Consider the following 15,040-nt stretch of genomic DNA (forward strand, 5'->3'; position numbering starts at 1 on the left):
CGCCGTGGCCGTCATCGACAAGACCGCGGTCGGCCGTGACCGCACCGCCGCGGCCACGACGGGCGCGGTCGCCGTGACGGCCGCGCTCGTGCTGCTGGTCATGGTCCTCGCCGCCGTCGACATCACCCAGGGCACCGCCGACGTCGGCGCGTCGGACGTCCGGAACGCGCTCACCGGGAACGCCGGGGCCGCAGACGCCTCCGTCGTCATCGCGTCCCGGCTGCCGAGAATGGTCGCCGCCGTACTCGTCGGGCTGGCCCTCGGCATGGCCGGCGCCGCCCTCCAGGCAGTCAGCCGGAACGTGCTCGCCTCACCGGACACCCTCGCCGTCAACGCCGGCTCCTACCTGGCGCTCGGGATGCTCGCCGTCACCGGCACCACCCTCCCGCTCCTCGCCTCGTCCGGCGCCGCCTTCGTCGGCGGACTCGCCGCCGCGGCGCTCGTACTCGGGGTGTCCGGGCTGGGCAAAGGCAGTGTCCGCCTGGTCCTCGCCGGTACCGCCCTCATGCTGGGCCTCAACGCGGTGACCGAGGCACTGCTTCTGCTGTTCCCCCAGCAGACCGAGGGGATCTACCGGTGGAACCAGGGAAGCATCGGACAGAACGGGTTCGACGGCGTCCGCCAGATGGCCCCGGTCATCGCTGTCGGCCTCGTCGGGCTGTTGCTCGTCGCCCGGCGGATCGACGCCCTGGCCCTGGGTGACGACGCCGCCCGGGGGCTGGGCGTACCCGTCCGTGGGACCCGGGTCACCGCGGTCGTGCTCGCCACCCTGCTCTCCGCGGCGGCGGCCACCGTCGCCGGCCCCATCGGCTTCGTCGGCCTCTGCGCGCCCGCGCTCGTCCGGCCGCTGGCCCGCCGGTTCCGGGGGCTCGTCCGCTCCCGGGTGAGCCTGCCCGTGGCCGGACTCGTGGGAGCCGCGCTCGTTCTCGGCTCGGACGTGCTGCTGCGTGCGGTCGTGCCCGCCGACACCGCCGCGGAGGTGCCGACCGGAGTCGTGACGACCGTCGTCGGTGGGGTCTTCCTCGTCGTGATGGCGCTCCGTACTCGCGACACGGCCTCAGCGGAGGCGCCGGACCGGCTGAGGATTCCCGGGCGGACGGCGTTCCTCGTCACCGTGGTCGCGCTCGCCCTCGTCCTCCTGGGCCTGCTCTTCGCGGCAGTACTCCTCGGCGATGCGAAGCTGCTGCTCGGCGACGTCGTGAACTGGGCGCAGGGCAGGGCCGGCCGGGTCGTCACGTTCGTCCTCGACACCCGGGTGCCCCGGGTGTCCGCAGCCCTCCTGGCGGGTGCCGCGCTCGCCCTGTCCGGCACCCTGGTGCAGGCCGTGACCCGCAACCCGCTCGCGGAACCGGGTGTCCTGGGAGTCTCCGGGGGCGCCGGTCTCGGCGCCGTCCTGCTGGTCACCACCACGCAGTCCGCCGGGTCGTGGGAGGTCGCGGGAGCGGCGTTCGGCGGGGCGACCGTCACCGCGGCGATCGTCTTCGGGCTGGCCGCCCGGGGCGGCTTCCGGCAGAACCGGCTGGTCCTGCTCGGGATGGGAGTGTCCTCCGCCGCGGCGGCACTGATCAGCCTGGTCATCGTGCTCAGCGACCCCTTCGACACGACGAAGGCCCTCACCTGGCTGTCGGGATCGACGTACGGGCGCACCATGCCCGATTCACTGCCGGTGGCCCTCGCACTCGGCGTCGGCATCGTGGTGGCGGTGGTCTGCCGACGGGAACTGGACCTCGTCGCGCTCGACGAGGACACCCCGAGGCGCCTGGGCCTCGGTCTCCCCCGGGCACGTCTCGGCTTCCTCGTGGTGGCCGTCCTGCTCAGCGCCACCGCGGTGGCCGCCGCGGGCACGATCGCCTTCGTCGGACTCGTCGCCCCGCACGCGGCACGCGCCCTGGTCGGCCGGCGTCACGTACGGGTGGTCCCGGTCGCGCTCCTGCTCGGGGCCGTGCTGGTCTGCCTCGCGGATCTGGCGGGTCGCACGGTGATCGCTCCGGCCCAGCTCGGCGCCGGTCTGATGACGGCCGTCATCGGTGCGCCGTACTTCGTGTACCTGCTGGTCCGCACGCGGCACTGAGACCGGGGCGGGGCGGGCCCGGTCCGTGGACCGGGCCCGCCCCGCCCTCCCGGCCGCATCCGGCCTGATGGCTGCCGGAGCCGGTCCTGGAGACGGATGAGCCACTGCCCGGTCGGACCGCCACGGTCACTCCGAAGCGTCCGCCGGTTGTTCACACGAGTGAAACGGCTCGCCTCTGGCCTGCCCCGGCCACGCCGTCTAGCGTGTCCCGGGTGACCCTTCCCACGCTGTACCGAAGACTGCATGTGGATCTGGCGCACACCTCCGCCTCCCTCTGTCGACGAGCCTGACGACGTCCCCGCACGACAACAGGCACGAGCACAGGGAGAGATGGACATGGCCACCGTCACCACTCACGAGATCCGTCGCGTCGGGCCGAGGTTCGGCGCCGAGGTGATCGGCATCGACCTCACGCACAGCGTCGACGAAGGCACCGCTGACCAGCTTCGCCAGGCCTTCCAGGAACACAAGGTACTGGTGTTCCGCGACCAGAACCTGACGCCCGATCAGCATGTGGCGGCCGTTCGCATCTTCGCGGAGCCGTTCGACCACCCCACCGCCGCGAAGGACTCCGCCCATCCGCTGGTCTACCCGTACAACGTCCGGCACACCGGAAAGGCGAGCACCTGGCACATAGGTGGGCTGTGGCGCAGCCCCGTCTTCGCCATCGAGTCACTCACCTACGAGGAGGTGCCCGAGCTCGGCGGGCACACGCTGTGGGCCGACCTGCAGACGGCTTACGACGACCTGTCGGAGCCGTTCAAGGTGCTGCTCGAATCGGTGAGCGCCGTCTACGACGCCGACCCGCAGAACTACGCCCAGGGCGCGACGCGGAGCTCCGTCGTGGAGACCGTCGAGCATCCCCTCGTCCTGAAACACCCCGCCACGGGCCGGAAGGGGCTGTTCATCAGCACCTCCGCCCTCGGGCTCACCGGTGTCACTCCGGAGGAGGGCAGGACCCTGCTGGACCACTTGCTCAGGCACGCCTCGTCTCCGGACTACACCATCCGCTTCGGCTGGAACCCCGGCGACTTCGTACTGTGGGACAACCAGGCGACCTGGCACTACGCAGTGGACGACTACGGCGACGGTGCACGCGTGTACCGGAAGGTGATCGGGGTCGAGCGGCCTGGGGACACTTCGGCTGCTTGACGTCGCCGTTCCACCAGCGAGGCACCCGGCGCCCGGCACCCTGACGAAGAGTCCTCGTGCCGGGCGCCGTCGAGCTGCGGCGAACGGGCGCTGCCGCCATGGCGGCGACGTGCGACGCCTGTGCCCCGGGAGGGGACCGGCCCGCCCCTCACATCAGTAACACGGGGGACACACCTGCGTGTTGAAGCCTGTGCGGAGTGATCATAGACTCCTTCACCGTCGGCTCCGGTTCACGTCCGCGCTGTGATCCAGCTCCGCGGATGTGCGCGACCACCGTCGCGCTCCTCACGGCGGTCCGGGGGCCGCTGCTCGGCCTGCACCACTGCGAAACCCCGTATCCACCCAGCCGGGAGAAGCATGTGAGAGCACGTCGCACGGCCAGATGGGCCACCTCGGTACTCGTCACCACCCTCGCCGCGACCGGCGTCCTCGCCGGCCCCGCAGCCGCCTCCGGGCCCGTCGCGGCGCAGGACCGCACCGGACCGGTCGCCGCCGCGACCACCCCGGTCACCCACGAGGAGAACGACCGCGTTCCGGAGGGCTCGCTCTGGACGCAGCACTACTTCCCCTCATCGGACCGCTCCGGCACCGAACTGCACGCCGACGTGCTGCTGCCCGCGGGACTCCCGAAGAGGGCGAAGGTGCCCGTCATCCTGTCGGTCGGCCCGTACTTCGGGCACTCCGGACAGTCGGGTGCGGAAGGCTGGACGCACACCGGCCCCTCCGGCCGTTTCCAGGACTTCATCGAGGGCACCGACCTGTTCGACCAGGGCTACGCCTTCGTCATGGTGGACCTGCGCGGCTTCGGCGGCTCCACCGGCTGCCTCGACTGGGGCGGCCCCGGCGAACAGGCGGATGTGAAGGCGGCGATCGACTGGGCCTCGAAGCAGCCCTGGTCCACGGGCTCGGTCGGCCTGTACGGCAAGTCCTACGACGCACTGACGGGCCTCATCGGCAACAACCTGGACCAGCGCGCGCTCAAGGCCGTCGTCGCCCAGGAGCCCGTGTGGGACATGTACCAGTACATCTACTCGAACGGCGTACCCCGTCCGAACGTCACCGGCACCGCCGATGCCTACAACTCCATTGCCACACTGGACCAGTTGCCGGACGACGATCCGCGCTACCTGGCCAACTCCCGTTACGAGGACGCCCATCCTGAGTGCCTCACGCAGAATGCGGCCGGGTACCGTATCGCCGACCAGGGCGACGAGTTCTGGACCTCCCGCGACCTGGCGAAGGCCGCCGAGGGCACCGACACCCCGCTCTTCGTGACCCAGGGGTTCATCGAGAACAACACCAAGCCCGAGGAGATGCAGGAGTACCTGGACAACCACCGGGGTCCGGAGCGCGGCTGGGTCGGCCAGTGGGAACACGTACGGGGCGGGGACCGCACCAGTGACGGACGCCTGTCCATGGGGCGTGAGGGCTGGTACGACGAGACGCTCTCCTTCTACGACCAGTACCTCAAGGGTGTCAGGCCTGCGGTCCGCTACCCCGCCTACTCCGTCGAGGACTCCGCCGGAGAGTGGCGGGCACAGAAGACATGGCCGGTCGTGGACCGTTCCGTCGCACTCCCCCTCGGCGGCGGCGCGTACGTGGACGACGGCGGCCTCTCCACCCTCGCCGCCCTGAGCACGTCGGGCGTGCCGGCACTCCGGGAACGCGTGAAGTCCTCCGGTGAATGGGACATGGAGAACGCCCCCACCACCGATCCGGCCGCCCCGAAGGGCCTCGCCGAGGGACAAGCCCTGCTCCAGAGGTCCGGGGCGGTCACATCGAGCTACTTCGTGTGGTCCGAGACGCTCAAGAAGGCCGTGCGGATCACCGGGACCCCACAGATCTCCCTGACCGCCAAGGGGGACGGGAACGTCATGCTCAAGCTGTACGACGTCGCCCCGGACGGCACGGCCGTCATGTTCGACGAGCAGGTCTCGCTGCTGACCACGGGCAGGCTCACCGTCGATCTCAAGGCGACCGACTGGACCCTGGCGGCCGGGCACGTCCTGGCGGTGGAGATCGGGTCCATCCGGACGGGCTCGTGGCGCGACACGCCTTCCGGCGAGACCATCCAGGTCGGAAAGGCCCAGCTCCGACTGGACCTCGACGACCCGTCCGGCGACGTCGCCACCGGAGGTGCCCGCTCGCCGTATCTGGACACCTACCTGCGTCAGTACACGGTGGACCTGCCGGCCGGCCCCGCCACGTTCACGGTCGTCCCCGGCGGCCGCCTCTGACTCCTGGGCCGGCGTCGGCCGCCGGAGCTCCCGGACTCCACCGGGAACGTCGGCCGACGCCGGCCCCTTCCGACCACCGGAACGAGCAGGGAGGCGTTACGAAGCGGAGCCGACGCCACTCGGCGAGCCGTCGGTCTCCGGCTCCGCCCACGGCTCGCTCAGCTGCTCCCGCAGATAGTTCCAGACCACCGCGATCAGCGCGGCGACAGGTACGGCGAGGAGACTGCCCACAATGCCCGCCAGGCTGCCGCCCAACGTCACCGCCAGCAGGATCACCGCGGCATGCAGTCCGAGCCCGCGGCTCTGGATCATGGGCTGGAACACGTTGCCTTCGAGCTGCTGCACCCCGATGATGATCGCCAGCACGATCAGCGCGTCGGTCGGTCCGTTCGACACGAGGGCGATGAGTACGGCGACGAAGCCGGCGAACAGGGCTCCCACGATCGGCACGAACGCCGCCACGAAGGTCAGTACCGCCAGTGGGAGCACCAGCGGCACGCCCACGATCCACAGGCCGATGCCGATGAGGACGGCGTCGAGGAGACCGACGTACGCCTGGGAACGCACGAACCCGCCCAGGGTCTCCCAACCGCGCGACGCCACGGCCGGAACATCGGTGGCGAACCGGCCGGGCATCTGACGTGCGAGCCACGGCAGGAACTTGGGGCCGTCCTTGAGCATGAAGAACATCAGGAAGACCGCCAGGACGGCGGTGACCACACCGTTGACCACCGTGCTCACCCCGGTGACGACGGTCGTCACCATGCTGCCGATGCTGTCCTGTATGCGGGCGGTAGCGGTGTCGAACGCACTGGTGATCTGGTCGTCACCGATGTTGAGCGGGGGCCCGGAGGCCCACTCACGCACTCGCTGGATGCCTTCGACCACACCGTCGGTCAGCTCCCCGGCCTGGGAGGCCACCGGCACCGCGATCAGTGCCACGACTCCTCCTGCGACCAGGAGGAACAGCACCGTCACCACCGAGGCCGCGAGTGCCGGCGGCAACCCGCGCCGGCGCAGGAAGCGTGTCACGGGCCAGGTCAGAGTGGTGAGCAACAAGCCGACTATGAGAGGCCAGACGACCGACCACATACGCCCCAGCACCCACACCGCCAGCGCGGTCATGACAAGGACCAAGAGCAACTCGCCCGATACGCGCGCCGAAGCGCGAAGAGCGGCGCGGGTTTTGGTGGAACTCAGCGTGACAGACATGGAGTCACCCTATGGGTCCCCGGTGCCGCAATCGTCGGCCCGCCCGGCTCAGAGGTCGCGCGGACGAGCCGAAGCCATGCGCACGTGCCGGGCAGCCCCGGGCAAGCGGGGAACCGGCGGCCGGCCGGGCCCTCCGGGTTTCGCGGGGACGGTTCAGTGGCTCCCGGTGAGTTCGCCGGTGAGCTTGCCATGGAGGTCGGCGCTCGGGTCGTTCAGGCCGGTGATCTCCACGGTCTTGCCGCGCTGGGCGTACTTGGTCTCGATGGCGTCGAGGGCGGCCACGGAGGAGGCGTCCCAGATGTGGGCGGCGGACAGGTCGATGACGACCTTGTCCGGGTCGCCGGCGTAGTCGAACTGACCGACGAGGTCGTTGGAGGAGGCGAAGAACAGTTCGCCGGTCACGGAGTACACCACGCTGGTGCCGTCGGGGTCGGTGACGGCGGTGACGCGGGCGAGGTGGGCGACGCGCTTGGCGAAGATGACCATCGCGGTGACGGAGCCGACGACGACGCCGACGGCGAGGTTCTCGGTGGCGACCACCACGACCACGGTGATGACCATGACAGCGGTCTCACCGGCGGGCATCCGCCTGAGGGTCTTCGGCGCGACGGAGTGCCGGTCGAAGGTCGCGAACGACACCATCACCATCACGGCCACCAGGGCGGCCATCGGAATGTCGGAGACGACCGGGCCGAAGACGATGCAGAGCACCATCAGGAAGGCTCCGGCGAGGAAGGTGGACAGGCGGGTGCGGGCACCGGAGACCTTCACGTTGATCATCGTCTGGCCGATCATGGCGCAGCCGCCCATCCCGCCGAAGAAGCCGGTGACGATGTTGGCGATGCCCTGGCCGATCGACTCACGGGTCTTGGAGGAGTGGGTGTCGGTGATGTCGTCGACCAGCTTGGCGGTCATGAGCGACTCCATCAGGCCGACCAGCGCCATCGCGAGCGCGTAGGGGGCGATGGTGGTCAGGGTGTCCATCGTGAAGGGCACATCCGGCAGGCCGGGCACCGGAAGAGCGGAGGGCAGCTCGCCCTTGTCGCCGACGGTCGGCACGGCGATGCCTGCCGCGACCGTGATGACGGTGAGGATGAGAATGGAGACCAGCGGGGCCGGGATCACCTTGGTGACCTTCGGGAAGAACACCATCAGTGCGAGGCCGCCGATGATCAGCGGGTACACCGCCCAGGGCACGTCGTGCATCTCGGGCACCTGGGCCATGAAGACGAGGATCGCCAGTGCGTTGACGAAGCCGACCATCACCGAGCGCGGGACGAACCGCATCAGTTTCGCCACCCCGAGCGCGCCGAGTGCGATCTGGATGATCCCCGCCAGGATGACGGCGGCGATCAGGTACCCCAGGCCGTACTCGCGGTTCAACGGAGCGATGACGAGGGCGACGGCGCCGGTGGCGGCGGAGATCATCGCTCGCCGTCCGCCGACGACCGAGATGACCACGGCCATGGTGAACGAGGCGAACAGACCGACCGCGGGGTCCACCCCGGCGATGATCGAGAACGAGATCGCCTCGGGAATCAGGGCCAGGCCGACCACCAGACCGGCCAGGATCTCGGTCCGCCAGACCTTCGGGTTGCTCAGCCAGTCCGGGCGCAGTCCGCGCGGCCGCGCAGCGGGAGTCACTACGGAAGAAGACAAGGAAGCAGAAACCTGTCGTGCTCGGGCACAGCCCACCGGCAGGCCGGGGCGTGCGAAAGACCGCGTAGGGACCGGGCCGGCACCCCGCGGACGGCCCGTGGGGCGGGCCGGAAGTCGAGAGAGACGAAACAGAGCAGGGGCCTGGCGCGGGCACACGTCCCAGCGGCTCAGGTCCGGTCGCGAAGGGTCACGGAGGGCAGGCGGCGGCGATGGACGTCATGGGCTCACGCACGCTCTCTCCTGCAAGGCTCGGTTCTTCGTCGGGGGCGTCATCGGCCCCGGAACGGCAGTAGCGGGGCAGCCCGGCCGCCCTCGCCATCAACAACTCTACCCTAACGTTAGAGTGGAGTTCGGTGGGCCCGGAACGCGGCTCGCCACGACGAGAAGGGCCGGGACCACGGGCGTGGACGACAAGCACATGCAGATCGGCGAAGTCGCCGCACGGACCGAACTGTCCCTGCGCACCATCCGCCACTACGAGGAAACGGGCCTGGTCATCCCTTCGGCCCGCTCCCAGGGCGGGTTCCGCCTCTACACCGAGTCCGACGTCGCCCGGCTCATGGTCATCCGCCGCATGAAGCCTCTCGGCTTCACCCTGGAACAGATGCGCGACCTGCTGGACGCCACCGACCGTCTCGATGCCGACGACGTGGTCGACTCGGGCGAGCGAGAGGCCCTGGTGGCGCGTGTGCGCGTCTACGAGCAGGCCGCTGTCGAGCAGGTGGAGAAGCTGCGTGTCCAGTTGTCCCGTGCCGAGGAGTTCGCCGCCACTCTGGGCGCCCGCCTGGAACCGAACGGCGCCACGGTCCGGTCCTGATGGGGAGGTGGACGGGTTGCGGGAGTTCCAGAGGAGCGCGGTGCGGCTGCACACAGCCCGCCGTGCGCGCGCAGGCCGATGAACGACGCGGCAGTCAGTCCGCGGTGTCGGCGCCGATGATCTCGCGCGCCAGCTCCTCGAGCTACGGCGCCTGGCGGGTGGTGACGGCGCGACGGACGGCATGGAGGGCGGCGCCGAAGGCCAGCACCGCGGCCCCGGAGGTGACCGCGGAGACCGGCAGGGCGAAGGCCAGGACCAGGCAGCCGGCCAGCCCGACTGCAGGGATGAGGCGGTGCGGGCGGCCTTCGGCAGGGGTGAGCGTCCACGCGGAGGCATTGGCGACGGCGTAGTAGGCAAGTACGCCGAAGGAGGAGAATCCGATCACCCCGCGCACGTCCGCCGTCGCGGCGAGCACCGCCACCACGACACCGACCACCAGCTCGGCCCGGTGCGGCACTTTGTAGCGGGGGTGGACGGCGGCCAGGGCGTGCGGCAGGTGCCGGTCCCGCGCCATCGCCAGCGTCGTGCGTGAGACGCCGAGGATCAGCGCCAGCAGCGAGCCGAGCGCCGCGACGGCGGCGCCCATGCGCACGACCGGCGCCATCCAGCCGGCACCGGCGGCCCGCATGGCGTCCGCCAACGGTGCGGTGGCGTCCGCCAGTTGCTGCGGACCCAGCGCCATGAGGACGGAAGCGGCGACAAGGGCGTAGACGACCAGGGTGATGCTCAGCGCGATCGGGATGGCGAGGGGGATGGTGCGCGCGGGATCGCGGACCTCCTCACCCAGAGTGGCGACGCGGGCGTAACCGGCGAACGCGAAGAACAACAGCCCCGCCGCTTGGAGTACGCCGCCGAAGCCGGCATCCGAACCGACGTCCAGCCGCGCGGCATCCGCCCCACCGGAGGTGAAGGCGGCGACCACCACGGCGGCGAGCACGGCCAGGACCACGGCGACGACGGCCCGGGACAGCCAAGCGGACTTCTGCACCCCGGTGTAGTTCACCGCGGTCAGTGCCACCACTGCGGCCACCGCCACCGCGTGCGCCTGCCCCGGCCACACGTACGAGCCGACTGTGAGCGCCATGGCCGCACAGGACGCGGTCTTGCCGACCACGAACCCCCAACCCGCCAGGTAACCCCAGAAATCACCGAGCCGCTCGCGGCCGTAGACGTACGTACCGCCCGAGGCCGGGTAGCGGGCGGCCAGCCGGGCGGAAGAGGTCGCGTTGCAGTACGCCACCACCGCTGCGACCGCGAGGCCGAGCAGCAGACCGGAGCCGGCGGCGTGCGCGGCCGGGGCCAGGGCGGCGAAGATCCCCGCGCCGATCATCGATCCCAGGCCGATCACCACGGCGTCGGGCACACCGAGCCGACGCTGCAACTCGTCCGGAGACCCGGCGGGGATCGATGGCTCACTCATGGTTCGCTCCTCGGCGGCACGCCCTGCAGACTCCGATATCGCGCAGACGATATATGAGGGGCCTGCTCATCCGGCCTTCGCCTCACATCATGCCGGGGGGCGATGGCCGGAGGGTACCTCGCGGCGTACCGTCGCGCGGTACCAGCGGCCCCATTTGTCCAGCTCGTCAGTGAGGGAGTCCAGACTGTGCCCGACCTCGGTGAGCGCGTACTCGACCCTCGGCGGCACCTCGGCGTACACGGTTCGTGTCACCAGGCCGTCGGCTTCCAGCTCCCGCAGCTGGCGGGTCAGCATGCGCGGCGTGACACCCGGCAGCGCGCGCCTCAGTTCACCGAAACGGTGGGTGCCCTCGACCAGCTGCTTGAGAACGGCCAGTTTCCAACGGCCCCCGAGCATTTCCATGGCGAACTCGACCGCGCACTCGTCCGGGACGTCCTCGACGCTGGAACGCACTTGCTGGCCTCCATCGGTATACAGACTGTGCCTTGGGGACATCAAAGACCGTACTTGTCGTCTGTGTTGGTACTCCCTGAGGCTGAGCGTATGTCGAACAAGAAGGCACCGGCAGCGGTGCGGGCAGCCGGGGAGACGGAACGCACGGGGCCTTCGGACCCCCTGGGCGGGCGACGGTGGCTGGTGCTGGCCGTGGTGTCAGGAAGCCTGCTGCTGTGCGGCATCGACCTCACCGTGCTGCACGTCGCCGTGCCCAGCATGAGCCGGGAACTCGATCCCACGCCCGCCGGGCTGCTGTGGATCGTCGACGTCTACTCGCTCGCGCTTGCGGCCATGCTCGTGACCTGTGGCACGCTCGGCGACCGCCTCGGCCGGCGCCGCATGGTGCTCAGCGGGTTCACCGTCTTCGGCCTCGCCTCGGCGGCGGCTGCCTTCTCGACGTCGACGGCGCAACTCATCGTGGCACGGGCCGCGCTCGGAGTCGGCGCAGCCATGATCATGGCTTCCACGGTAGCGATCATCAGGGTCGTCTTCACTGACGACCGCGAGCGGGCCTTCGCCATCGGAATCTGGACCTCCGCGCACAGTGTCGGTGCGACGATCGGCCCGCTGGTCGGCGGTCTGGTCACCGCCCGGTGGGGCTGGGGCGCGGTCTTCCTGATCAACGTCCCCGTCATCCTCGTCCTCCTGACCGTCGGCGCCCGGGTCATCCCCGAGTCCAAGAACCCCGTTCCCCGCCGCTGGGACCTGGCCGGCGCGGCGTTGTCCGTCACCGGCCTGGGCTGCGTGGTCTACGCGCTCAAGCAGGCCGGCGAACACGCGGGGGTGAACTGGCTCATCGCCGTCACGGCCGCCATCGGGAGCCTCCTGATCTACCGTTTCGTACGCCGCCAGCGGCGCATCGACGAGCCACTCCTCGACTTCTCCCTCTTCCGCGAGCGCCGCTTCACCACCGCCACCCTGTGTGTCATCGGCTGCTTCGGCTCCTACGTCGCCCTGCTGTTCTTCCTCACCCAGTGGCTCCAGCAGGTGGGCCAGTACACACCCCTGCGCGCCGGACTCGCCCTGATGCCCCTGGCCGCCGCCAACGCCATCGGCGCGGTCACAGCCCCGTGGGCCTCGAGCCGATGGGGCAACCGGTGGGCGCTCACCGGGGCACTCACTCTCTTCGCTGTCGCCCTCGCGACCATGGCCGTCACCGGGGACACCGGCCACTACGGGCTACTGCTCGTACCGCTGCTGGGCGCGGGATACGGCGCCGGCATCGTGATGACGCTCGGCGCCGACTCCCTCATGAGTGCCGCCTCCCCGGAGCGCTCCGGGGAGGCGGCCGCGATCCAGGAGACCTCCTTCGAACTCGGCGCGGGCCTTGGTGTCGCCCTCCTCGGCACCGTCCTTGCCGCCGTGTACCGGACCGGGTTGCCCCAGGTACCAGGTCTCGATCCGGCTCAGCGGGCAGCAGCCGAGGAATCGTTCTCAGGCGCCGAGGATCTCGCCGCCGGCCTCCCGGACCACACGGCACAGGCACTGCTGCACGCGGCACGACAGGTCTACGATCAGGGCTTCACCACTGTGCTGACCCTCGCCTCCATCGGCCTGGTCGCCACGGCCACCATGGCGGCCTTCCTGCTGCGTCCGCCGAGGAAGCGATGAAAAGAACACGCCAGGGCCACCGGGCCCTGCACCGCTCCTGCCACCATCCGCGGAACAAGGGCTCACTCGTTGGTTCCGTGGGTCATCGGATTCGCGAAGGGTTCTCATGGACCCGGTTGACCGTCCCCGCCGGGTCGACGCCTACTGTCGCCCGGCGTGAGCAGGCGCTGGGCACACCGTTCACCTGGACCAGGACCAGGACCAGGACCACCGACGAAATCCTCGGCTCTCTCGCCGATTACCTCACCAAGATCGTTCCACCGGCTGCCGAAAACCAACAGCAGACTTGACCTGAAATTTCGATGCATCACACCGATGCCGCATCAGGCAACGTTCGACCTGTCGAGAAGCCCGGTCCGGTCGGTCTTCGTGGCCAGCGATGAGTTTCCCCGCCGGTCTCCGTCTTACCTGGTGAACGCCAAGGAAGCGGAGGCAGGGAATGAGCAGGACCACACACATCACACAGGTGGCCGCGGTCGGGATTCGCGTCACCGACCAGCAGAAGGCAACCGAGTTCTACGTCGGTGAGCTCGGCTTCGAAGTACGACGGGACGTCCCCTTCGGCGATGGGCGCTGGATCGAGGTGGCACCGCCTGGGGCGACGACGACTGTCGCGCTCGTTCCCGAAGGCGTCCCGGCCGGCATCCGTCTTACGACCCGGGACGCCGACGCCGACCACGCGGACCTGCGTACACGCGGCTTCGACGCGGATGCGGAGGTTGTGCGGATGGGGCCCGGAGTACCGCCGATGTTCGCTGTGCGTGACCCGGACGGCAACAACCTCGTTCTCATCGAAAGCTCCTGAACAGGAGGCGGTACCCATGATGGACAAGCAGTTCACCGCGACCTTGCAGAAGAGCCCGGACAAGGGCGGCTGGACGTACGTCGTGTGGCCTGAGTCGGCCGAGTTCTTCGGCACCCGCGGCCTGGTGAAGGTCCGGGGCAGGATCGACGGTCATCCCTTCCAGAGTTCCTTCATGGCCCTGGGGGACGGCAGGCACAAGCTGCCTGTGAAGGCGGAGGTGCGCAAGGCGATCGGCAAGGAGGAAGGGGACACCGTGACCGTCCGTCTGGAGGAGCGGGTGGACGTCTAGCATCCGGAACGTTTTCCCTGGCGTGATGTGGCGCGCCGTCTGGATTGATCTCCGAGCCGGTGCGCCCCGGCATGATGTGCCGGTGGCAGGGCGAGTACGCGTTCGTGAGATCGATGACGATGACGGCCCGCGGTTGCTGCGGATCCTCCGCATGGGCACCGGGTCAGTGATGACGCGCCTGGGAACGCGCTGGGCCCTGGCCACATCAAAGCAGCTCAGCGCACCCTTCCTCGCGGTTTCAGCGCCACCGGCGGCAAAGCCGGCGCAGGGAGCCGACCACCGTCGTAACCCTTCACCTCGCCGAAGCGCGGACCCTCCATCCAGTCCAGCCGGGCCGCCTCGATGTCTGCCTGGGACCGCCCGATGAAGTTCCACCACATGACGATCTCCTCCTCGAACGGCTCTCCTCCGAGGAGCATCAGCCCGGCATCGGATCCGGCGCGCAGCGGCAGTTCGGTGCGCCCGCAGCCCAGGTAGAGCATCGAACCGGGCAGGACGGGGACCCCGTCGACCTCGGCCTCGCCGGACATCGAGAGCACCGCGTACTCGAAGTCGGGGTCCAGCGGCAGGCGGGCCTCGGCTCCGGCGGTCAGGGCCAGGTCGGCTCCGACGATCGGGGTGTAGGCCCTGCCGGGCGATGTGGCTCCGTCGAGCTCCCCCAGGATCACGGTGGCGGTGAGGCCGGGGGCCGTGACGGTGGGCAGGTCGGTGTGGTGCTGGAAGTGCGGCTCGACATGCCGGTCGGCGTCGGGCAGGGCCACCCAGAGCTGAGCGCCGTGCAGAAGCCGGGCGTGCGGCTTCGGGCTCTCCTCGGAGTGGCTGATGGCCCTGCCGGACGTCATCAGGCCCAGTTCACGGGGTCGGATCTGCTGGAGGCTGCCCAGGCTGTCACGGTGCAGGACCTCACCGGCGTGCAGCCAGCTGACCGTCTGCAGGCCCATGTGAGGGTGGGGAGGCACCTGCATCCCCGGCTGGTCCGCGATGTCGTCGGGGCCGTAGTGGTCCACGAATGCCCAGGCACCGACCATGCGGCGCCCCAGGTTGGGCAGCAGTCTGCGTACCTCGGTGGACTCGCCGAGCTGGACGCGGCGCGGGGTGAGGAGCTCACGTACCGGTTCCGCGACGACGAAGCCGCGTCCTCCGCAGACGGAGAGAGCGGCCTGGCGATCGAGATTACTCATGGCGCACAACCTATTCCCCGGTGGTCGTGGAGCGCCGGGCCCCACGCCGAAAATGTAGTGGAATGTTTAACAACCTTGGCGTGTTGACGCG

General features: G+C 69.9%; 12 protein-coding genes. 7 read left to right on the forward strand and 5 right to left on the reverse strand.

All coding sequences use genetic code 11. The features are described 5' to 3' along the window. Nucleotides 1–4 precede the first annotated feature (4 nt). The 3 genes from ACFYQ5_RS24880 (at nt 5) to ACFYQ5_RS24890 (ending at nt 5,460) form a co-directional block, all read left to right on the forward strand. Nucleotides 5–2,071: an iron ABC transporter permease gene (locus ACFYQ5_RS24880; RefSeq protein ID WP_389200528.1), complete on the forward strand. Its 2,067-nt coding sequence runs from the start codon at nt 5–7 to the stop codon at nt 2,069–2,071. 336 nt (nt 2,072–2,407) lie between these two features. Continuing rightward, nucleotides 2,408–3,223: a TauD/TfdA dioxygenase family protein gene (locus ACFYQ5_RS24885; RefSeq protein WP_389200530.1), complete on the forward strand. Its 816-nt coding sequence runs from the start codon at nt 2,408–2,410 to the stop codon at nt 3,221–3,223. A gap of 359 nt (nt 3,224–3,582) precedes the next feature. Further along, entirely contained in the window at nt 3,583–5,460 is a 1,878-nt protein-coding gene (locus ACFYQ5_RS24890; protein ID WP_389200532.1) for a CocE/NonD family hydrolase, read from the forward strand. Nucleotides 5,461–5,556: 96 nt separating this feature from the next. Here ACFYQ5_RS24890 and ACFYQ5_RS24895 read toward each other — a convergent pair whose 3' ends face one another. After that, the gene (locus ACFYQ5_RS24895) at nt 5,557–6,672 is read right to left on the reverse strand and encodes an AI-2E family transporter (protein WP_389200534.1); all 1,116 of its coding nucleotides are present in this window, start codon (nt 6,670–6,672) and stop codon (nt 5,557–5,559) included. A 153-nt stretch (nt 6,673–6,825) separates the two neighbouring features. After that, entirely contained in the window at nt 6,826–8,316 is a 1,491-nt protein-coding gene (locus ACFYQ5_RS24900) for a SulP family inorganic anion transporter (RefSeq protein ID WP_389200536.1), read from the reverse strand. A gap of 418 nt (nt 8,317–8,734) precedes the next feature. On the opposite strand from ACFYQ5_RS24900, the gene ACFYQ5_RS24905 reads away from it, so the two are divergent. Then, a complete protein-coding gene (locus ACFYQ5_RS24905; RefSeq protein WP_389200538.1) occupies nt 8,735–9,148 on the forward strand; it encodes a MerR family transcriptional regulator in 414 nt (137 codons plus the stop codon). 142 nt (nt 9,149–9,290) lie between these two features. On the opposite strand, the gene ACFYQ5_RS24910 is transcribed toward ACFYQ5_RS24905, so the two are convergent. Together ACFYQ5_RS24910 and ACFYQ5_RS24915 are read right to left on the reverse strand one after the other, a co-directional pair. Next, the gene (locus ACFYQ5_RS24910) at nt 9,291–10,568 is read right to left on the reverse strand and encodes an APC family permease (protein WP_389200539.1); all 1,278 of its coding nucleotides are present in this window, start codon (nt 10,566–10,568) and stop codon (nt 9,291–9,293) included. Between the two features lie 87 nt (nt 10,569–10,655). Beyond that, the gene (locus ACFYQ5_RS24915; protein WP_389200541.1) at nt 10,656–11,021 is read right to left on the reverse strand and encodes a winged helix-turn-helix transcriptional regulator; all 366 of its coding nucleotides are present in this window, start codon (nt 11,019–11,021) and stop codon (nt 10,656–10,658) included. Nucleotides 11,022–11,111: 90 nt separating this feature from the next. On the opposite strand from ACFYQ5_RS24915, the gene ACFYQ5_RS24920 reads away from it, so the two are divergent. The 3 genes from ACFYQ5_RS24920 (at nt 11,112) to ACFYQ5_RS24930 (ending at nt 13,768) form a co-directional block, all read left to right on the forward strand. Further along, entirely contained in the window at nt 11,112–12,674 is a 1,563-nt protein-coding gene (locus ACFYQ5_RS24920; RefSeq protein WP_389200543.1) for an MFS transporter, read from the forward strand. 439 nt (nt 12,675–13,113) lie between these two features. Next, on the forward strand, nt 13,114–13,479 hold the full coding sequence (locus ACFYQ5_RS24925) for a VOC family protein (RefSeq protein ID WP_389200545.1): 366 nt from the start codon (nt 13,114–13,116) through the stop codon (nt 13,477–13,479). A gap of 19 nt (nt 13,480–13,498) precedes the next feature. Beyond that, nucleotides 13,499–13,768: a DUF1905 domain-containing protein gene (locus tag ACFYQ5_RS24930; protein WP_389200688.1), complete on the forward strand. Its 270-nt coding sequence runs from the start codon at nt 13,499–13,501 to the stop codon at nt 13,766–13,768. A gap of 215 nt (nt 13,769–13,983) precedes the next feature. Here the strand turns inward: ACFYQ5_RS24930 and ACFYQ5_RS24935 are convergent, their stop codons facing one another. Continuing rightward, nucleotides 13,984–14,949 carry a pirin family protein gene (locus ACFYQ5_RS24935; RefSeq protein WP_389200547.1) on the reverse strand — a complete coding sequence of 322 codons (966 nt, stop codon included), beginning with the start codon at nt 14,947–14,949 and terminating at the stop codon, nt 13,984–13,986. Nucleotides 14,950–15,040 lie beyond the last annotated feature (91 nt).

Origin of the sequence: Streptomyces sp. NPDC005794, assembly GCF_042871445.1 — a bacterium.
Lineage (GTDB): Bacteria > Actinomycetota > Actinomycetes > Streptomycetales > Streptomycetaceae > Streptomyces.